This window comes from Amycolatopsis sp. NPDC000009, assembly GCF_055563465.1.
Window position 1 is genome coordinate 306186 of the sequence record NZ_JBVHDI010000005.1, and the last position, 19442, is coordinate 325627.

Sequence of the window (19442 nt, forward strand, 5' to 3'; positions counted from 1 at the left end):
GGCCGAGGGCTCGCGGTGAAGCGAGGCAGGGAAACGTCTCAGCTACTCCGATTTTCACCGCTGCTTTCCCGCCACCGTGGCGCAGTGGGGGTCAAGAGGCTTCGCGCAGATCCAGCCGGCTGTGGCGCATCCGGTCGGCCAACACCCGTGTGCTTTGCGCCAGCGGCGCTCGAGACAGCGGAGCGAGCGTCGCTCGACTTCAGGACGACGTGGCTATAAGTCTCGACGATGCGGTTGTCGAGTTGCGGCACTGGTCGGCCGGATCGGGACCGCCGGCGCCGGTGCCGAGGGACAGACCCTCCTGCTGACACAGAACTGCGACATGGCGTGGACGTATCGACGACAGTCGTGATGGAGTCTCGACATCGAGCACCAACGCGAAAGTGGTCGCAAGTCTCATTAGCGTGTCCCGCGACGAGGCGGTCGGACACGAATGGATCCGACTTCGCTCCACATGTCCGGGCAATGCCCTCGGCAATGACGATTTTCTTCATGCTCGGCCCTTGTATCGCTGACGGCGGGCATCGGGACAGCGATTGGTCATACCGCAACAACGCACGGCCGCCGAAGGAGGAATCAGTATGAACGTAAACACGTTGACAGCGAAGGATCTTGGGCGTGTGCATGTCGTCGGATGCGGCGGAGTCGGGATGAGCGGTCTCACGGAGATACTGCTGCGCAGAGGTTTCCCTGTGTCCGGCAGCGAGTGGGGCGACCGGCCGTCGGTGGCGCGTCTGCGCGCGTTGGGCTGCGCCGTGCGTTCGAATCATGGTGAGTCCGCAGTGGACGATGCGGACACCGTGGTGTACTCCACGGCCATTCCCGACGATCATGTGGAACTTGTCGCCGCCAAGCGGCGCGGCTTGCGCGTACTGCACCGCGCCGAGGCGCTCGCGGCCATCATGGCCGGCTATCGGAGCGTGGCCGTCACGGGGACGCACGGCAAGACCAGCACTACCGGCATGTTGGTCACCGCGCTGCGCCACAGCGGGTTCGATCCGTCCTTTGTGCTCGGTGGCGACTTGATCGGATTCGGGTCGGCCGCGCACGGGCGAGGCGATCTGTTCGTGGCCGAAGCCGACGAAAGCGATCGGTCGTTTCGCCACTACGACCCACGATTCGCGGTCGTCACCAATATCGACACCGATCATCTGGACACCTATGGTGACATGGCCGGTCTGCGGGCCGCGTTCCTCCAGTTCTGCGGTCAGGTCCAGCCGGGCGGTTTCGTGGTTACCAGTGCCGACAATCCCCATTGCCGCGCGCTCGCCGTGCACGCGCGGGGGCGGGGGATGGCCGTGTACACCTACGGACAGCGTGAGGACGCGGACCTGCGGGTGTCGGGTCTGTCCTCATCGGCGACCAGGACTCGCTATCACGCACATCTCGACGGCACACCACTCGGCGAGGTCACCGTGCCGGTTCCCGGCGCGCATCTCGGGCTCAACTCGGCTGCCGCGTTGTTGACCGCCACCCGCTTGGGCGTCTCCGCGGAGAAAGCGATGGAGGGCTTAGGGACCTACCCGGGTGTGGGCAGGAGATTCGAGCTCAAGGGATTCGCCGGTGGTGTGCGGGTTTACGACGATTACGCGGGCCACCACACGGCGCTGGCCGCCTCCCTGCGGACACTGCGTCACGTGGCGGGCGGTGGCCGTCTCATCGCCGTGTGCCAGCCCTGTGGCACCTTCCGGACCCGGCGTTTCCGAACCGAAGCGGCGGCGGCGCTCGCCCTCGCCGACCAGGCGATCGTCATGGAGGTGTTCGACCGCACCGCGGCAGGCGAACGAGGTCACCACGGAGCTGAACTGGCACAAGCGATCCCCTTGGCGGCCGGAGCGAAGGCATTCACGGGCGGCTGGTCCGAAACGATCGAAGAAGTGGTCCGCCGGGCGCGCCCCGGCGACCTGGTCGTCACGCTCGGAGCGGCCCCGATGTCGGCCATGGCCGAACAAGTGCTCACCGCTCTTCGCGTTCGTCCGGCGGACGGCCACCGATGACGCGCTCGTGGCACAGAACCGGACAGGCGAGGACTCTCGCCGCCGGCGCGAAACCTGTCCGGGACTTTCCCAACGCCTGCCGATCGGGTCCCACCCCTGTGGTGTGCGAAGTACGGCGTCCGGATCAGGCGATGCGCTCTGTCCGCAGAGGCTGTGCCGCGGTCAGCGTGGTGACCGAGAAGCGTTGGCAGCATGGCGGCCGCGAGGAACTCGCCGCGGTCCGCGCCGCGGTGGAGGCGCCGGTTCTCCTACGGAACCCGGTCTTCTCCGAGCGCCGGCTGTGGGAAGCCAAGGCCTGCGGCGCCGACGCGATCTCACTGGTGCAGGCGGCCCTGACCCCCGAACGGCTCGCCGAACTGTACGGGGTGGCCCTGCGGTCGAGCATGACGCCGCTGGTGGAAGTAGCCGATGAACATGGCGTGCGGCTCGCCGCGGAACTGGGCGCGCGGGCGGTGTATCTCGACTTCACCGAGCGAGCGGCCCAGGCCAGGGCAGCGGCGCTGCTGCCTCCGACGACGGTCACCCTGGCCGAGGCGGGGGCCGAGGTGATCTTGCTCGGTGGAAGCGCGATCGGTGATTTCGTAGGGAGCGAGCCATGAAGCCCGCGGACGCCTTCAAGGCAGAGGAGCGGGCGGTTTTGGTGGCCGGTGCGGGCATCACCGGCCGTGCGGTCGCCCGTGTCCTGAGCGCGGCCGGTGCCCAGGTCACCGTCACCGACGATGATGCCGGCCGGCTCACCGCCCTCGCGGACATCCCTGGTCTCACACTGTCCGTCGGGCTCACCGAACCGCCGGAGGATATCGACTTGGTGATCACCAGCACGGGCTGGTGGCTCGACAGTCCGCTTTTCGTCGCTGCCGCCGAGCGCGGAATCGAAACGATCGGTGAGATCGAACTGGCCTGGCGCATGGCGGCCGAACTGACCGACCCGCCGACCTGGTTGGTGGTCACCGGTACCAACGGTAAGACCACCACCGTAGGCATGCTGGAGTCGATCCTGCGGGCGGCCGGCGTCGACGCGATCGCCTGCGGCAATATCGGACTGCCGGTGGTGGAGGTGCTCGACTCCGGCCATCGGGTACTGGCCGTGGAACTGTCCAGTCACCAGTTGCATTGGTCGCCCTCGGTGCGGCCGTCGGTCGGTGCGCTGCTCAACCTTGCCGAGGATCACCTGGATTGGCACGGTGACATGGCCGCCTACCGCGCGGCCAAAGCTCGTGCGCTGACCGGCGCCATCGCCGTCGGCGGAGTCGACGACAACGCGGTGGCGGGTCTGCTGGCCCGGGCTCCCGCCGGCCGGAAGGTCGGGTTCACGCTCACGGAGCCCGCACCGGGTCAGCTCGGTGTCCGCGACGGCGTGCTGGTGGACCGTGCCTTTGGCGTGGCTGAGCGACTCGTCGAGACCGCCGAGATCCACCCGGCCGGCCCGGCCGGATGGGCCGACGCGCTCGCCGCCGGCGCGGTCGCCCGCGCCTATGGCGTGCCGGCCAAGGCGGTACGGGACGGCCTGGTCCGGTTCCGGCCGGCCGCGCACCGCGCGGAAACGATCGCCGAGGTCGACGGCGTGCGATACATCGACGACTCCAAGGCGACCAATCCGCACGCGGCGTCGATCTCTCTGCAAGCTCACGAACACGTGGTCTGGCTCGCCGGCGGTCAACTCAAAGGCGCTTCGGTGGACTCCCTCGTCGCCCAGACCGCCCACAGGCTCCGCGGAGCGGTGCTGATCGGCGCGGATCGCGACCTGTTCGCCACCGCCCTGGCCCGGCACGCACCCGAGACGCCGGTGCGGATATTCGACGCGGGAAACGACACGGACATGACTGCCGCGGTGCGAGCGGCGAGCATGCTCGCGCGCCCCGGTGACGTGGTGCTGTTGGCACCCGCGGCGGCGTCGCGGGACATGTTCGCGGACTATGCGCAGCGCGGCAAGGTGTTTCAAGCGGCCGTCAGCGCGTTGACCGGCTGAGGCCAAAGCCGACGTGGGCGCGGACGGATGGGCAGGTGGGCCGAAGAGGCCCTCCGTGGCGTGCTTCGGGCTTTTCGAGGGGCAGTCTCCGCGGCCCCGCCGATGTGTTGCGAAAGCCACTTTCGCAACCTTGAAGGTTGCGAAAGTGGCTTTCGCAACACGCTACTTCTGCCTTACCCGCTCGGGGCTGCCGGGGTGGCGGTCGAGCACGACCGGGTCACGGCAGTTTCGGAGCGGGGACAACGGTCATGATCACCTTGTGCACCAGCCATTCCAGTGGTCCGCGCCGGACCCAGCGCCGCCAGAGTACCGATGCCACGAGCGTCACCACCACTATCGCGCAGAAGTACCCGAACGAGTAGGCCTTCGGCTGGCCGATCGCCGACTGGTAGAGGAAATGCCCCGCGTACCACGTCATCGTCATGCCGCCTGCCGCCGCGAGCGGCCACAGGAGCCGTTGCCAGATCCGCCGGTCCGTCAGCATCAGGAAACCGCCGAGCAAGGCCAGCGCCACACCGATCATGAAAACGATCCCGACGATGCTGGTGGCATACACGGAATTGGGGCCCGGCATCACGAGCACCTCTTGCCAGACCAGATCACCCGGCGACCGCCCGTTGAGCAGCTCGTCGACACCGAAGAGCTTCGCTGCCGCAAGGTGGAGGACGACGGCACCGAGCGCGACGCACGACCCCGTGACCAGCATCTTGATCCGGACCGCCCGGCCGTGCAGGTCGAGCCTGCCGATGGCCAGCCCCGCCAGGACGAGCGGAATTCCGTAGCTGAATTGGAAACCGCTTCCGACTGACAAGAGCGTGACGAAGTATTCGCCCCAGCTTTCCGGATGGGCCAGCAACGCGAGACCGTCCGGAGTATCGGTCCGCATCCAGTCCATATGCGTCGAAAGCACCCACATCGCATACGAAGTGACAAGGGGGATGGAAATGGCGGAGAGGATGAACAGCGTCCGCGGCCGCAGGCGCGTGAAGGGCAGCAGGAACACCAGCAGTACCGCGTAGACGGCGATGACGGACGGAGCGAACTCGTCGATGCAGAGGCTGATCAACCAGAGCGTCACCGCGCGGACGACCACCCGCAGTACGGTCGTGCGCGTCCTCTTCCCTTGATAGGGGCGGGATCCTCCCGTCATCAGCGCCAGCGAAACCCCGGCGAGGAGGACGAACAGGCTCATCGCCCGCGAGGAGGTTTCGACGTTCACCCAGTACAGCAGCGCCGGGCCGGTGTCGTGAACCGGTCCCGCCCGGAACCATCCGTTCATCCGAAAGTGCTCGATGAACACACCGATGAGCGCCAGTGCGCGAACGACGTCGATTCCGGGCAGGCGCCCCCTCGGCACCCGGTGTCCGTGGTCGGCCGTGTGCACTGTGGACGCTGCGGGAGTAGTGGGAATCATGGCTGTCACGCTGCGGGCCGGACGTCCGAGGACAGTGGAAAACGTGTCGCAGTTCTGTCGCAGAAATCCGTCGGCGGTCGCCGCGCGTCGGCTGCGTATCCATAATGGACAGATGGTGTCGATTGTGCTGATCGAGGACGACCCGCTGGTCAGACGCGGTCTTCAGCTGGCGCTGATCAGGCACGGGCATGACGTGCGCGTCGCGGAGACCGGTGAGAAGGGGCTCGCGGAGCTCCGCGCCTCCTCCCCCGATCTGGTGGTACTCGACGTGATGCTGCCCGGTATCGACGGATTCGAGGTGTGCCGCCGGATCCGGGCGGACGGCCAGGTGCCAGTCATCATGCTCACCGCCCGCGGCGATGATTTCGACGTCGTCACCGGGCTGGCGGTCGGCGCGGACGACTATGTCGTCAAGCCGGCGCGGCCGGCGGTGCTCGACGCACGGATCCGTGCGGTGCTGCGGCGCGGCACAAGTGCCGACGACGACGTACGGGTGCACGACGACCTGCGTATCGACGCCGCCGCGCTGACCGTGACCGTGCGTGGGGACCCGCTGCGGCTGACCCCGACCGAACTGCGTCTGCTGCTGACCCTGTCGCGCACGCCCGGCCGGGTCTTCACCCGCACGCAGCTGCTGGAGGAGGTCTGGGAACACGACTACCTGGGCGACTCGCGGCTGGTCGACAACTGTGTGCAGAGGCTGCGGGCGAAGATCGAGGCGGATCCGTCCACCCCCGTCTACGTCCAGACGGTGCGTGGGTTCGGCTACCGGTTCGGGCCGTTGTGACCGCGCGGCGGCTGTGGCCACGCGGGCTGCGGGGGCGGCTGCTCCTCGCCTTCGTGCTGACCACGGTGCTGGTGGCCGCGGCGGCGGGCGCGGCGAGTGCCGGATCGGCGAGCAGCTCACTGGTCGACGCCGCCCAGCAGCGGCTCACCAAGACCGTCACCGATCAGCTCGGCGCGCTCACGTCCCAGCTGGACTATCCACCGGACCAGGACGCACTCGACCGGCTGCGGTCGGCTTTGGGTCCGGACACCCTGGTGACCTACGCGGCCCTGCGGTCCGAAAACGGGGCCGCCTCTCGCCTGGCCACCGAGGCGTTGCACGCCGAGGTCCGGTTGCGCCGGCAGCTCATCACCCAGCGGCTGAGCGTGGACGGCGTCCCGTGGCTGGTGATCGGTACCCCCGTCATGATCACCGCGCTGGACGGAACCCGCACCCCGTCGGGGATCGAGGTCTACTCCGCCCACGACCTCACCAGTGTGCGGCAGCAAACCGACGCACTGACCAGGGCGGCCGCGATCGCCGCCGCGGCCACGCTCCCGCTGTCGATCCTGCTCGCCCTGCTGGCCGCGGGCGGGGTCCTGCGCCCGGTCCGGCAGCTTCGCGACACCGCGCGCAGGCTGGCCCGCGGCGACCTCGGGGCGCGCACCGAACCGAAGGGCGCCGACGAACTGGCCGAACTCACCATGACCGTCAACGACATGGCCGAGTCCGTGCAGACGTCGATGGCCACGATGGAGCGGATGCGCAATGACGCCAAGAGGTTCGCCGCGGACGTCTCCCACGAATTGCGTACCCCGCTGAGCACCCTCACCGCGGTGGTGGAAGTGCTCGCGACCACCACGGACGGGATGGAGCCCGATGCCAGGGAATCCGCGCAACTGGCCATCACCGAAACCCACCGGCTCGTGAACCTCGTCGAAGACCTGATGGGGATCTCCCAGTTCGACGCCGGAACGGCTCAGCTACGGCTGGAGGAATTCGACGTCGCCGACGCCGTGTACCGCTGCCTGCGTGCTCGCGCCTGGCTCGAGGAGGTCGAACTCGAAGCACCGGACGGAATCCGCCTGCTCGCCGACCGTCGCCGCTTCGACGTCATCGTCGCCAACCTCGTCGGCAATGCCCTGCGCCACGGCGCGCGACCCGTCCGCGTGCGTGTCTCCACGTCCGCCGCCAAGGTGTACGTCGAGGTGACCGACCACGGCCCCGGGCTCTCCGAAGAGGTCTTGCCCCACGTATTCGATCGCTTCTACAAGGCCGACACCGGGCGCGCCCGTACCCCCGGCAACGGGCTCGGCTTGGCGATCGCCAAGGAGAACGCCCGTGCGCACGGCGGCGACCTCGACGCGTACGACATCACGGGCGCCGGCGCCCGCTTCGTCCTCGAGCTGCCCCGGAATCCGGAGGCCAGGTGAAACTTCTTCGAGCATTGGCCGCTTGCTTGCTGCTCGCGGGCTGCGGCGTGAGCCCGGACGGGCCGGCACCCGGCGGTGACGCCCCGACCGGAGTCGCGCCCGGCGTGACGCTGTACTTCGTCGACGCGCAGCAGCGATTGCAGCCTGATGAGCGCAGGAGCGGCAGACTGGGTTCGATCGCCGACGCGCTCGCGCTACTGTTCAGCGGAGCCGCTCCCGGCCAGGGCCTGCACACCGAAATCGCGCTGTCCGCGCTCCCCCGGGTCAGGGTGACGACCGAACTCGAACTCATCCAGCTCAACCTTCCCCTGGCGCGCAGAGAGGTGTCGCCGCTGGGGATCGATCAGATCGTCTGCACCGCGCTCGGCGTCCATGTGCAGGGGGGCGGTGCGCGCACAGCGAAAGTGCGGCTCGGATTCACCATCGGGACCACCGAAGCGGACGCGTCGCGGACGTGCCCCTTGATCAAGTAAACCGACCGAGCGGGCAAGAGATCGCGACCACCCGACGGGCGCGACCCACACGACAGAACCCGGCATCCGCGAGCCCGAGACACGCCCGAGAGGTCTGAAACGATCCGATACCTGCGACACTCCTCGACCAGACGAAAAGGGCTTGTTCGGCATCACTGCCCCTTCGGCGGAACGAGGGCCTGTCTCTGCGCACGCCAGCGCGCCCAAGCCGCCCCGAAGGATTCACCCGCCCGGTCCATTCGCGTAGAGAAAGCATAAAAAATCCACCGAGAAGGCATGCGCGTCGACCCAACGCCCCTAGCGTGAAACGCCAGCTATCGACGGCGACGAGGGGCAGGAAAGCGGCTATGTCGGCACCGATCTCCATCGTGCTTCTCTTCGCCTGCATCGGGAACCTGGCCCCTCGACCACGCTGAACGCGCGCTCGTCACCTGACGACCTGATCACCCAGCCAGGACGCCGACTCGGCAACGACGCCGCGGAACCAGAGGACGCGAGATGAAACTGATCCGGCTGTCCGAAATCGATTCTTCGATGATCGACCTGGTGGGCGGGAAGGCCGCCGGCCTCGGAGAGATGATCAAAGCGGGCGAGCGTGTCCCGGACGGCTTCTGCTTGACCGTGGAGGCGTATCTCTCGCGAGAGATCCCCGAGAAGGAAGTGACCGCCGCTTACGAGCGGCTCGGCGGCGGACGGGTCTCCGTGCGGTCCAGCGCCACCGCCGAAGATCTGCCGGATGCCAGCTTCGCCGGTCAGCAGGACACCTTTCTCGACATCGACGGGACGGCCTCGCTCGTCGAGGCCGTCCGCAAATGCTGGAACTCCTTGCATTCCGATCGGGCGGTGGCCTATCGCGCCTCGGTCGGTATCGACGACGCCGCCATGGCGGTGGTGATCCAGCGGATGATCGATCCCGCGGCGGCGGGCGTTCTGTTCACCGCCAACCCGATCACCGGTTGCCGCACCGAGATGATCATCGACGCCGCTCCCGGTCTGGGAACGGCGATCGTCGACGGTACCGTCGTTCCCGATCACTACGTCCTCGACCACCATGCGCGGACCGTGCCCGAACTCGCCGGAGGTTGTCTCGGCACACAGGCGCTCGGACAACTCCGGGACGCCGGCCTGCGCCTGCAACGACATTTCGGCTCTCCCCAGGACATCGAGTGGGCGATCGACTCCGACGGCGTGCTGTGGCTGCTGCAGTCACGGCCGATCACCACCCTGTTCCCGTCGCCGCCGGACACGGGCGAGACCCGGCTGTACCTCGAGTTCGGGCACATCCAGGGGATGCTCCGCCCCTGCACGCCCATGGGAGTGTCCTTGCTCAAGGTCGGGTCGGCGCTGTGGTTCCAAGCGCACGGTGTCCGGGGCGACGCGCGGGATCCGCTGCCCCGGCTGGTGCCCATCGGTCGACGACTCTATTTCGATCTGACCGACTTCGTCCGCCACAAGGCCATGCGTAAGCGATTGTCGACGTCCCTGCAGGTGTACGGACCGCGAGTGCAAGGCGCGGTCGAGCACATGATGACCGATCCACGCTTCGCCCCACGGCGTGGTTTTCCGTTCCGGTTGAGCAACATGCTCAGGGCGACCGCGTCGCTGGCACCGAGCGTGGTCACCGGAATCGTGTCCAGTCTGGCCCGCCCGGACGTGGCCCGTGTCCGCGCGTACCGTGCGGTCGAGGAGATGCGGCGCCTGATCGTGCCGCCCCCGGACTCGGCCACCTCGGTGGAAAGACTGAGGTGGGTGGTCGAGGATTCCCACCGGGCGATCATGGGTCACGGCATGCTGGGGCTCACGGGGCCCTTGATGGCCGGGATCCTCCTCAGCGTCGCACCATCCGGCCTTCTGAAGGGCGTGGCCTCGAACGAGGAACTGGACACCGTCCTCGGCGGAATGCCGCACAACGTGACCACCGAGATGGACCTCCTCCTCTGGAACCTCGCGGTGAACGCGCGGCAGCACCGCGAGGTCTTCCTCGGCACCCCACCCGACGAACTGGCGGCGCGGTACCGGGCCGGGAAGCTGCCCGACATCGGGATGGCGGAGTTCCTGGAGAAATACGGTATGCGCGCGGCCGCGGAGATCGACGTCGGCATGCCCCGCTGGGAAGAGGAGCCGGCGCCGCTGTTCGCCACGATCGCCAACTACCTCCGGGTCGACGACCCCGAACAGTCCCCGGACCGGCGATTCCACCAAGCCGCGCGAAAAGCCGAAGCGATGATCGAGACGCTGTCCCGCCGAGCACGACGCCGCCGGCCGGTCCGCGGCCGGATCGCGACCTTCCTCATGCGCCGGTCGCGCAAGCTCACCGGGCTGCGCGAGATCGGAAAGTTCGCTTGGCTGCCCGCGATTCAAGCCTCCAGACGGCAACTCCTCCTCATCGGCGACGACCTGGTGTCGCGCGGCCTGCTGGAATCCCGTGACGACATCATGTTCCTCACACTCGACGAAGTACGCGCGGCCGTCCACGACGCCACCGACCACCGGCACCTGGTCGCCTCGCGCCGCGCGGACCACCGACGGGAGCTCCGGCGGTCCGCTGTCCCTGGCGCCTTGCTCTCCGACGGAACCGACGTGGAAGCACTTGTCCCGCCGGGGCCCGCCGAAGACGGCGTGCTGACCGGAATGGCCGGTGCGGCGGGCCAGGCGACCGGGAAGGCGCGGGTGATCCGGGATCCCGCCGGCGCGTACATCGAGCCGGGCGAAATCCTCGTGGCACCGACCACCGACCCCGGATGGACCCCGCTGTTCCTGACCACGGCGGGTCTGGTCACCGAAACCGGCTCACCGGTCGCGCACGGCCCGACGGTCGCCAGGGAATACGGCATCCCGGCCGTCATCTGCGTCCGCAACGCCACCCACGAGATCACCACCGGCCAGCTGATCACCATCGACGGAACCGCGGGCACGGTGCGGATAATGGACGAAGACTGACACCGCCCGCGCCCGACCGTGACCGAACGGGAAGCCGTCCGGCCTCGCGTTCCACCATCGTGCTGGTGCACGTGACGGCGACTCGACCTCGGACATCCCGTCGCGTGGGCCGTTCTCTAACGAGCGTCGAACCGTGCCCAGTCACGCTCCCAGTACCGGTCACGGACCTGATTCACGATCCGATGAGTCACCGAGCAGGCCAGGCCCAGCGCACCGCCGAACAACAGCCACGACAGGACACCACCGGAGACCGCCGCGGCAGCGACGTCAGCGGGCTCCCTCGGCGTGGTGGCAAGACTGCCGTCCTCGTGAAGCCAGATCGGAATCTCCGTGCCGGCGACGGTTCCATAGAGGACGGACACCGTGCCCCGGCGCGGTTCGCCCGCCGGGCCGGGCCACTGGACTTCGACGTTCGCGGAGGTCACTTGCGGAGCAGCACGGAGCGCGACGACGTTCGGATACGGGGCGTCGGCCAGCGTGGTGGCGAGCACTTCCCGCCGAGAGGCCCGTTCCTCCGCGAGGCCCCGGATCTCGGCCGCGTAGCCGTCCTGCGCCACGGAGATCGTGACCGGAACGGCGGCGAGACCGAGACATACCGAGATCAGGACGATCACGCCTTCGAGGCGATCGCAGGGCCGCGTCAACGGCCCATGGCCGAGATAGACCCGCCGGAACCGGGTCACCCACGAAACCTGTCGCGCGCTCACCACCGACCTCCGTCCACCCGATTGGGACGAAACAGTCCAAACCCCCACGATAAGCAGGTGGCGCCTCGATGAGAAGCCGAACGTCGGGCGAGCTGGCGGCTCCGTGGCTCAGGACCGTGGGGAGGTGAGTGCCAGTTGCAGCAGGCGTGACGCCGAGATCACGCCGAGCAGGGTCTTGGCCTCCATGACGGCCACGAGCGGACAACGGAGTCTGGCCATGATCGCGGCGACCTCGATGATGGTGTCGTCCGCGTTCACGCGGGGCAGTTCCGCGGGCTCACCGGGCAGCAGGGAACGGACCTTCTTGCCACCGAGTTTGCTCGCGACGCTGTCCGCCATGGATTCGTTCAGCACGCCGGCGAGCGACGGGTCGTCCTGAACGTAGGTCGGGACCAGGAAGCGCACGACCTGGGACGCGGGCAGCACGGACTGCGGGCAGCCGCCGCTGTCGGTCACCACGATGCCCGGCAACCGGTGTTCGGCCAGTAAACGGGCCGCGTCGAGCGCGTCGGAGTCCAGGTCCACGACCGGGAACTCCTCCGCCATCTCACTGGCATGCATCACGCCAGCCTACGACCACCATGGCCGCCACGCCGGACTCATCCGGTACTTCTGTCGCGTTCTTTATGACCCGTCGGCAGGTTGTCCGGCGGTTCGAAGCTGAGCGCCTTCGCCACCGGCACGTCGGTCGAGGAATGCAGCACGATCGACAGTGCGATCGTGACCGCCACGAGGTCGAACACCAGCTCGTTGTCCGGGATCCCGGACTGGAGCGCGAGCAAGCCGTAGACCACGGAAGCGAATCCCTTGGGCCCGAACCAGGCCGCCGCTGAACGTTCTCGCCGGGTCATCGGTGTCCGGAGCAACGACAGCATCATCGCGGCCGGGCGCACCAGCACGATCGTGACGACCGCGAGGATCCATCCGCCGACGGTCAGGTGCGAAAGCCGGTCGGGCGTGATCAACGCACCGAACACGAGCAGAGCGGCGAATTTGGTGATCTCCGACAGCAGGTCGCCAAATGGTTCGAAATGCTCGGCCGCGACCCGGTCCATCGTCGCCAACGTCGCGCCGGCGGCGAAGGCCGCCAGATACGGGTTCGCGTGCGTGAGGTGGCAGGCGGCGAAGACCATGACCGCGATCGCGAGCGGCCCGAGCGCCTGCAGCCGAGGCTCCGCGGTCAGCACCTTCAGCCGCCACGCCAGCGTGACCAGGGCCGGGATCACGATCCCGATCACCAGGCCGAGCACCAGCTCGAGCCCGACTTCCCCCAGGTCGGACGTGGTGTGGGACGCGGTCGCGAGGAAGATCAACACGAACGGCAGCGCCAGCCCGTCGTTGAGCCCCGATTCGACGTTGAGAAGCCGTCGCAGCCGCAGCGGCACGTCCGAACGACCCACGATCGCCGCGGCGAACACCGGGTCGGTCGGCGACAGGATCGCGCCCAGCAGCAGGGCCGTCGGCCAGTCGACCCCGACCAGGAAATGCGCCGGCACGGCGATCCCGATCATGGTCAAGGGCATGCCGAGCCCCAACGCGCGGCCGGACAGCTTCCAGCCTTCCTTCAGCGCCGGGAGGCTGGCCCGCTGACCGTCGGTGAAGAGCACGGTGAACAACGCGATGTCGGCCAACGCGGTCACCAGCGGATCGCCGGGATTGATCTGGACCAGGCCGAAGCCGCCTTGCCCGATCAGCGCACCGGCGAGCAGGAACAACAATGCCGTCGACAGGATCGTACGAGCGGCGACGCCGGACAGCGACACGCTGACCAGGAGCACCACGCCGAAGGCGAGCACCAGTGCCATGAAAAACCGTCCCCAGAATCGGTGACTCCACCCCGACGTCCGGGGCGAAGTGCCGACCAGGCTTCCCGGCGCTCCGCGCGTAAAGATGCCGCAAACGTCGGACGCTGGCAAATCAGCCGGGCCACCGATCTGGAATCGTGATCCCGCACCAGAGTCAGGGGGACGCTCAGTGAGCTCAGGAGCCGATCAGACCGCGTTCGGACCGATGATCATCGTCGCGACCGATCAGTACGAGACCGCGCCGCTGGTCGAGGACAGCTGGGCGCGCCGTCTCCTTCCCGCGGGCGGGCGCCTGGCCGTCTCACTGGCGAAGTACCGGCCGGTGCGGCGCTTGCTGATCTCCGCGACCGAGAAGCAGGCCCACGGCTTGTGGGCGAGCATGCTCTGCCGCAAGCGCTACATCGACGACCAGCTCGTCGAAGCCGTCGAGTCGGGCATCGACGCGGTCGTCATCCTGGGCGCGGGCTTCGACACCCGCGCCTACCGGTTGGCCCAGCTGGCCACGCTGCCGGTCTTCGAAGTCGACCTTCCCGCCAACATCGCTCGCAAGCGGTCGAGACTGGAAAAGAATCTCGGCACCGTCCCCCGGGAACGTCACCCTCGTGCCCGTCGACTTCGAAACCGCCGACCTGCGCGAAGAGCTGACCCGGAACGGCTTTCTCCCCGGCTTCCGGACCTTCTTCATCTGGGAGGCGGTGACCCAGTACCTCACCGAGGACGGCGTTCGCCGCACCTTCGAGTTCCTCGCCGACGCGGAGGCCGGTAGCCGGCTGGTCTTCACCTACCTCCGCCAGAACTTTCTGGACGGAACCACCACGTATGGCGCCGAGAAGGCTTATGCCCAGTTCGTCCGTAAGCGGAAACTCTGGCACTTCGGGACGACGCCGGACCAGGTCGCTGGATTCCTCGCGGAATACGACTGGCAGGAAGCCGAGCAGGTCGGACCGGCGGAATTCACCGCCCGCTACCTTCGCCCCCACGGCCGCGACATACCGGTGTCGGCGATCGAACGCTCGGTCTACGCGGAGAAGCCGGAGCCGCGGAGGAAGTCTTCGTAGATCGCGGTCCAGACGTCGATCCGGCAAGCCGGAGCGCGAGCGCCCTCGCCGTGCGAACGACCTCACCTGGTGATTTCAGGGTTCTCTTATGAGATCAGCGCCGGTCCTGCCGCTGATGCATCACCCTGAGCAGGGCGACGAGGGCTCCGAAGGCGAGGATGAGGCCGATGGGAGCGAGAAGGTGCGACATGTTCACTCACCCCAGTGTCGACGTGACGGCTGTCACTTTTTCACCAGTGTAGCCCACGTGCCGCCGGGCTCTGACGGCACGTGCAGCAATCTTGCAGGACCGCCGAGGTCGAAACGTTCGCCGACCTGAGCTGAGCACGACCGGCGGCACACTCGCGCCCCGGGTTTGCCCCGCCGCGGCGATTACGGCATCTTTACGCGAGGTGCGCCGGGAAGTCTGGTCGGCAAGCCCGCTCCCCTCCGGGACTGGGCCGTACTGACGACGGCAGGAGCGCTGGTGCGGATACCCGGTGACGTGCGTTCGCACGAGCGCGCGGGAGGGTGTCCGTCATGAACACCGTGATCGCCGTCGCCGTCTTCGTCGTGGCCTACCTGTTCATCGCCACCGAGAAGATCCCCAAGATGGTCGCGGCGCTCGCCGGGGCCGGGATCGTGCTCGCGCTCGGCGTGGTCGGCGCCGAGGACGCGTTCTACTCCCATGAGACCGGCGTCGACTGGGACGTCGTCTTCCTGCTGCTCGGGATGATGATCATCGTCGGGGTGCTCCGGAAGACCGGCGTTTTCGAGTTCACCGCGATCTGGGCGGCGAAACGCGCCAAGGGATCGCCCCTGCGTGTGATGATCCTCTTGGTCCTCATCACCGCGGTCGCGTCGGCCTTCCTCGACAACGTCACGACCGTGTTGTTGATGGCGCCGGTGACGCTCCTGGTCTGTGACCGGCTCGACGTCAAGCCGGTCCCGTTCCTCATCGCCGAGGTCCTCGCCTCGAACATCGGCGGCGCCGCGACCCTGATCGGGGACCCGCCCAACATCATCATCGGCAGCCGCGCGGGCCTGACCTTCAACGACTTCCTGGTCAACATGGCCCCGATCGTCGCGATCGAGCTGCTCGTGTTCACCCTGGTGCTGCCCCGCCTTTTCCGCGGCTCGTTCACCGTCGACCCGGCGCGCGTCGCCGACGTCATGGCGCTCAACGAACGCGAAGCCATCCGCGACAAACGCCTGCTGATCAAATGCGGCATCGTGCTGGCCGCCGTCTTCACCGCGTTCATCGGTCATTCGGTGTTCCACATCGAGCCCTCGGTCGTGGCGCTGCTCGGCGCGGGGGTGCTCGTCCTGATCTCCAAGGTGAAGACCAGCGACTACCTCGCCGGCGTCGAATGGGAAACGCTGTTGTTCTTCGCCGGGCTGTTCATCATGATCGGCGCGCTCGTGAAGACCGGCGTCATCGAAGACCTCGCGAAACTCGCCGCCGACGCCACCGGCGGCAACGCGCTCCTCGCGGTGATGCTCATCCTCGTCGTCTCGGCTCTGTTGTCCGGGATCATCGACAACATTCCCTATGTCGCAACGATGAGCCCGCTCGTGCTCGCGCTCACCGCCGACATCCCCGACCCCACCCATTCGGAAGCGCTGTGGTGGTCGCTCGCGCTCGGCGCAGACTTCGGCGGCAACATGACCGCCATCGGCGCCAGCGCCAACGTCGTCGTCCTCGGCATCGCCGCCCGAGCCGGCAGCCCGATCTCGTTCTGGGAGTTCACCCGCAAGGGCGTGATCATCACGCTGATCACCGTCGCGGTCGCCGCGCCGTACCTGTGGCTGCGGTACTTCGTACTCGCCTGAGCGACCACAAGCGCTCGTGCCGCCACCCTCGTGGCAACGGCCCCGATCGATGTCAGTCCGCGGGTGGCAACGCGCGGGCGGGCCAGTCGAGCAGCCGTGCGCCCAGCACAGCGGCTTCCAGGGTGAATCGCTGCGCGGAGTCTCGTGGGTCGTACCCGGTGCGTTCCTTGACCCGGTCGAGCCGATAGCTGACGGCCCGGACGCTCAGGAACAACACGCGAGCCGTTTCGGCGGTCACTCCACCCGTCGCGAAATAGGCCGAGAGGGTGTCGAGCAAAGGCCGCGCGCCCCCGCGTGTGCGGTCCAACGGCCCCAGGACATGTTCCACCAGCTCGATGATCGCGGACCTGTCCCGGAACAGCACCTGGTACACCAGCAGGTCGCTCGCGTCGAGGACGGAAGCCGTGAGACCGAGGGACGTCGCCAGTTCCAACGCTCCCCGGGCCTCCTCGTAGGACCGCAGGATCCCGGTGGGCCCCGCATGCGCCCGTCCGATGCCGACCTGGGCACGCTGGCCGGTCGGCAGCATGGTTTCGACATGGCGGGCGAACTCCGAGATGACGTCGGCCCGGGCGCCTGGGACGACGCACAGGAGTAGCCCGTCCTTGGTCGTGACCAGGACGTCGCGGGAGTCGAACCGTCCGGCCAGCGCGGCCTCGATGCGGCGGGTCGTGCTGTCGCTGTCGGTGAAGGCCTGGTTCGCGCGCGAGGCCGCCACGACGTAGCTGGCCGCGAGGCGCAGGCCGAAGCGCTCGGCCCGCTCGGCCAGCCGCCCCAGATCGCTGCGGCCGTAGAGCAGGTCGTCGATGAATTCCCGCCGCTCCGCGCCCTCCTTCCGCATGACCAGCCGTTGCGCGCTGTCGTAGCCGTCGGCGAGCGCCACGATGGCGTCGTCCGCGGCGCGCAGGACCGCTTCGGCGATCGCGCTGACCTGATCCTTGCCGCTCGCCGCCGCAACCGCCGGAAGCTCCCGCCAGGACAGCCAGTTCGCGCTGAGGTAGAGGTCGACCAGCGCTCGCAGCGGCACGCTCTGCTCGGCGGCACCCGCGCCGAGTGCGCGCCGGGAGTCGAGCTCGGCACGCGTCAGCCTGCGTCCGGTGCCGCTGACCCCCTCGAGCATCTCGAGGTATCCACCGAGGAATGCCGACGACACGCCACCGGCGTCCTGTGCCGCGCGCTCGGCGAGCGCGGCGACGTCGAGTTCCCCGTGTTCGCTTCCGGTCATCGCAGTCCGTTCCGTGTCTTGGCCGCACCCTTGCCAGCGTCCGGCAAAAGTGACTTCAGGTCGCCGTTCGCGCGAATCCGTGGATACGGCCGTGGGCTACCAGCTCCGGCCCCCGGACATCACGGTTTCACAACCGGCCGGCCGCTGCCACAACTTGCCGGTTTCCGGCAACCGGAGAGGAAGGAATGTCGCCGGGCGCAGGCCTAGTCGCACCGGCGCCTGGCCGAACAGGATGAAGAGAACAGTTCGGGAGGTCCCGGCATGATCGACTGGCAGATCTGGCTGATCCTCGCGGCGGTGCTCGGTATCGCCGAGATCTTCACCCTCACGGCGGCTCTCGGCCTGCTCGGCGGCGCCGCGTTGATCACGGCGGGCACCGCGACCTTGGGCTTGCCGCCGTCGCTGCAGCTGCTCGTCTTCGCCGTCACCGCCACCGTCGGCCTGCTCCTGCTGCGGCCTGTGGTCCAGCGGCACATGCTCCGGCCGCAGCTGGAGCGATTCGGCGTGGACGCGCTCATCGGCAAGCCCGCGTACGTCGTGCGCGAAGTGACCGGTCTGGAAGGCCTCGTCCGCATCGGCGGCGAGGAATGGACCGCCCGCTCCTACGACGACACCATCGTGATCCCCCGTGGGGCGGTCGTCGACGTCATGGAGATCCGCGGCAGCACCGCACTCGTCTACCCCCGGGAGTAACGATGGAAATCTCCGCCATGCTGGTCGTCGCCGTCATCCTCGCGCTCTTCGCCGTCATGACCGTGCTGCGCGCCGTCCGGATCGTGCCGCAGGCCCGCGCCCGCAACGTCGAACGGCTCGGCCGCTACAACCGCACGCTGCAGCCCGGTCTCAACTTCGTGATCCCCTACATCGACCGGGTCTACCCGGCCATAGACCTCCGCGAGCAAGTCGTCTCGTTCCAGCCGCAACCGGTCATCACCGAAGACAACCTCGTCGTCGAGATCGACACCGTGCTCTACTTCCAGGTCACCGACCCGCGCGCCGCCGCCTACGAGATCGCCAGCTTCCTCCAGGCGGTCGAACAGCTCACCGTCACCACCCTGCGCAACGTCGTCGGCTCGATGGACCTCGAAAAGACACTCACCTCGCGCGACACGATCAACAGCCAGCTTCGCGGTGTCCTGGACGAAGCCACCGGAAAGTGGGGCCTGCGGGTCAACCGGGTCGAGATCAAGGCGATCGACCCGCCGAACACGATCAAGGAGGCGATGGAGAAGCAGATGCGCGCGGAACGGGACAAGCGTGCCGCCATCCTGAGCGCCGAAGGTCAGCGACAGTCCCAGATCCTCACCGCCGAAGGCGACAAGCAGGCCGCGGTCCTGCGCGCCGAAGGCAACCGTGCGGCGGACATCCTGAAGGCGGAGGGCCAGTCCCGGGCCATCGATCAGGTCTTCCAGGCCGTCCACCGCAACGACCCCGACCCCAAACTCCTCGCTTACCAATACCTGCAAATGCTTCCGGAACTCTCGAAGGGACCGGGCAACACCTTCTGGGTCATTCCCAGCGAAGTCACCTCGGCACTGCAGAGCGTGTCCACCGCCTTCTCCGAGGCACTGCCGAAGTCGCCCGCCACGCGCGCCACCACACCGGCCGACCCCGTGGCCGAAGACGCCACCCTCGATGCGGCGCGGGCCGCGGAAGCCGCGGCCCAGGCGGCGACCGAGGCGTCCGAACCCGTCGGTACGCCTTCGGCGGCCAGCGTGAATCACGCCGGCGAAGCACCACGTCCCGCCTGACCGGGAAGCATCGTGGCGACAAGATCCCTCGGCATGGCCGAGTCGTCTCCTGATGGCATGCCGGGCGGGGGTCTCGCCATCGTGACTTCGCT

General features: G+C 68.0%; 16 protein-coding genes and 1 pseudogene. 12 read left to right on the forward strand and 5 right to left on the reverse strand.

Translation table 11 applies throughout. The features are described 5' to 3' along the window. The first annotated feature begins 581 nt into the window (after window positions 1-581). Genes murC through murD form a run of 3 tightly spaced genes read left to right on the forward strand, consistent with a single transcriptional unit; the run spans window position 582 to window position 3966 of the window. Window positions 582-1997, forward strand: coding sequence for a UDP-N-acetylmuramate--L-alanine ligase (gene murC, locus ACZ3HL_RS17360; RefSeq protein ID WP_465532009.1), 1416 nt, complete (start codon window positions 582-584; stop codon window positions 1995-1997). After that, on the forward strand, window positions 1994-2596 hold the full coding sequence (locus ACZ3HL_RS17365) for a beta/alpha barrel domain-containing protein (RefSeq protein ID WP_465532011.1): 603 nt from the start codon (window positions 1994-1996) through the stop codon (window positions 2594-2596). The genes murC and ACZ3HL_RS17365 overlap by 4 nt, the downstream gene beginning before the upstream one ends. Beyond that, complete coding sequence (murD, locus tag ACZ3HL_RS17370; protein WP_465532013.1) at window positions 2593-3966, forward strand: UDP-N-acetylmuramoyl-L-alanine--D-glutamate ligase; 1374 nt, start codon at window positions 2593-2595, stop codon at window positions 3964-3966. The genes ACZ3HL_RS17365 and murD overlap by 4 nt, the downstream gene beginning before the upstream one ends. Window positions 3967-4183: 217 nt before the next feature. Here murD and ACZ3HL_RS17375 read toward each other — a convergent pair whose 3' ends face one another. Beyond that, a complete protein-coding gene (locus tag ACZ3HL_RS17375; RefSeq protein ID WP_465532015.1) occupies window positions 4184-5323 on the reverse strand; it encodes a DUF418 domain-containing protein in 1140 nt (379 codons plus the stop codon). A gap of 169 nt (window positions 5324-5492) precedes the next feature. Here ACZ3HL_RS17375 and ACZ3HL_RS17380 point away from each other — a divergent pair, with 169 nt between their 5' ends. From ACZ3HL_RS17380 to ACZ3HL_RS17395, 4 genes are all read left to right on the forward strand, one after another. Continuing rightward, window positions 5493-6167, forward strand: coding sequence for a response regulator (locus ACZ3HL_RS17380; RefSeq protein ID WP_465419650.1), 675 nt, complete (start codon window positions 5493-5495; stop codon window positions 6165-6167). Then, entirely contained in the window at window positions 6164-7579 is a 1416-nt protein-coding gene (locus ACZ3HL_RS17385; protein WP_465532017.1) for an ATP-binding protein, read from the forward strand. Before ACZ3HL_RS17380 ends, ACZ3HL_RS17385 begins: the two co-directional genes overlap by 4 nt. Beyond that, window positions 7576-8052 carry a hypothetical protein gene (locus ACZ3HL_RS17390; protein WP_465419654.1) on the forward strand — a complete coding sequence of 159 codons (477 nt, stop codon included), beginning with the start codon at window positions 7576-7578 and terminating at the stop codon, window positions 8050-8052. Before ACZ3HL_RS17385 ends, ACZ3HL_RS17390 begins: the two co-directional genes overlap by 4 nt. Window positions 8053-8550: 498 nt before the next feature. Beyond that, window positions 8551-10992 carry a PEP/pyruvate-binding domain-containing protein gene (locus ACZ3HL_RS17395; protein WP_465532019.1) on the forward strand — a complete coding sequence of 814 codons (2442 nt, stop codon included), beginning with the start codon at window positions 8551-8553 and terminating at the stop codon, window positions 10990-10992. 116 nt (window positions 10993-11108) lie between these two features. On the opposite strand, the gene ACZ3HL_RS17400 is transcribed toward ACZ3HL_RS17395, so the two are convergent. The 3 genes from ACZ3HL_RS17400 to ACZ3HL_RS17410 form a co-directional block, all read right to left on the reverse strand. After that, entirely contained in the window at window positions 11109-11699 is a 591-nt protein-coding gene (locus ACZ3HL_RS17400; protein ID WP_465419658.1) for an Rv1733c family protein, read from the reverse strand. 108 nt (window positions 11700-11807) lie between these two features. Beyond that, window positions 11808-12260: a CBS domain-containing protein gene (locus ACZ3HL_RS17405; protein WP_465419660.1), complete on the reverse strand. Its 453-nt coding sequence runs from the start codon at window positions 12258-12260 to the stop codon at window positions 11808-11810. A 38-nt stretch (window positions 12261-12298) separates the two neighbouring features. Continuing rightward, window positions 12299-13504, reverse strand: a complete 1206-nt coding sequence (locus ACZ3HL_RS17410) for a cation:proton antiporter (RefSeq protein ID WP_465532021.1) — start codon at window positions 13502-13504, stop codon at window positions 12299-12301. A 205-nt stretch (window positions 13505-13709) separates the two neighbouring features. On the opposite strand from ACZ3HL_RS17410, the pseudogene ACZ3HL_RS17415 reads away from it, so the two are divergent. The 3 genes and pseudogenes from ACZ3HL_RS17415 to ACZ3HL_RS17425 all read left to right on the forward strand — a co-directional run. Further along, a pseudogene (locus tag ACZ3HL_RS17415) lies at window positions 13710-14009 on the forward strand (class I SAM-dependent methyltransferase); the annotation flags it as partial. A 97-nt stretch (window positions 14010-14106) separates the two neighbouring features. Then, complete coding sequence (locus ACZ3HL_RS17420; protein WP_465532023.1) at window positions 14107-14562, forward strand: class I SAM-dependent methyltransferase; 456 nt, start codon at window positions 14107-14109, stop codon at window positions 14560-14562. 519 nt (window positions 14563-15081) lie between these two features. Then, the gene (locus ACZ3HL_RS17425; RefSeq protein ID WP_465419666.1) at window positions 15082-16374 is read left to right on the forward strand and encodes an ArsB/NhaD family transporter; all 1293 of its coding nucleotides are present in this window, start codon (window positions 15082-15084) and stop codon (window positions 16372-16374) included. A gap of 52 nt (window positions 16375-16426) precedes the next feature. Here ACZ3HL_RS17425 and ACZ3HL_RS17430 read toward each other — a convergent pair whose 3' ends face one another. Further along, entirely contained in the window at window positions 16427-17599 is a 1173-nt protein-coding gene (locus tag ACZ3HL_RS17430; RefSeq protein WP_465419668.1) for a PucR family transcriptional regulator, read from the reverse strand. Window positions 17600-17860: 261 nt separating this feature from the next. Here ACZ3HL_RS17430 and ACZ3HL_RS17435 point away from each other — a divergent pair, with 261 nt between their 5' ends. Further along, complete coding sequence (locus tag ACZ3HL_RS17435; RefSeq protein WP_465419670.1) at window positions 17861-18292, forward strand: NfeD family protein; 432 nt, start codon at window positions 17861-17863, stop codon at window positions 18290-18292. Between the two features lie 2 nt (window positions 18293-18294). Next, the gene (locus ACZ3HL_RS17440) at window positions 18295-19350 is read left to right on the forward strand and encodes an SPFH domain-containing protein (protein WP_465419672.1); all 1056 of its coding nucleotides are present in this window, start codon (window positions 18295-18297) and stop codon (window positions 19348-19350) included. Window positions 19351-19442 lie beyond the last annotated feature (92 nt).

What these genes read in the sequence shown, in the direction of transcription:
- murC (WP_465532009.1), top strand. Translation starts at nt 582, where the DNA reads ATGAACGTAAACACGTTGACAGCGAAGGATCTTGGGCGTGTGCATGTC.
- ACZ3HL_RS17365 (WP_465532011.1), top strand. Translation starts at nt 1,994, where the DNA reads ATGACGCGCTCGTGGCACAGAACCGGACAGGCGAGGACTCTCGCCGCC.
- murD (WP_465532013.1), top strand. Translation starts at nt 2,593, where the DNA reads ATGAAGCCCGCGGACGCCTTCAAGGCAGAGGAGCGGGCGGTTTTGGTG.
- ACZ3HL_RS17380 (WP_465419650.1), top strand. Translation starts at nt 5,493, where the DNA reads ATGGTGTCGATTGTGCTGATCGAGGACGACCCGCTGGTCAGACGCGGT.
- ACZ3HL_RS17395 (WP_465532019.1), top strand. Translation starts at nt 8,551, where the DNA reads ATGAAACTGATCCGGCTGTCCGAAATCGATTCTTCGATGATCGACCTG.
- ACZ3HL_RS17405 (WP_465419660.1), bottom strand. Translation starts at nt 12,260, where the DNA reads ATGCATGCCAGTGAGATGGCGGAGGAGTTCCCGGTCGTGGACCTGGAC.
- ACZ3HL_RS17410 (WP_465532021.1), bottom strand. Translation starts at nt 13,504, where the DNA reads ATGGCACTGGTGCTCGCCTTCGGCGTGGTGCTCCTGGTCAGCGTGTCG.
- ACZ3HL_RS17425 (WP_465419666.1), top strand. Translation starts at nt 15,082, where the DNA reads ATGAACACCGTGATCGCCGTCGCCGTCTTCGTCGTGGCCTACCTGTTC.
- ACZ3HL_RS17430 (WP_465419668.1), bottom strand. Translation starts at nt 17,599, where the DNA reads ATGACCGGAAGCGAACACGGGGAACTCGACGTCGCCGCGCTCGCCGAG.
- ACZ3HL_RS17435 (WP_465419670.1), top strand. Translation starts at nt 17,861, where the DNA reads ATGATCGACTGGCAGATCTGGCTGATCCTCGCGGCGGTGCTCGGTATC.
- ACZ3HL_RS17440 (WP_465419672.1), top strand. Translation starts at nt 18,295, where the DNA reads ATGGAAATCTCCGCCATGCTGGTCGTCGCCGTCATCCTCGCGCTCTTC.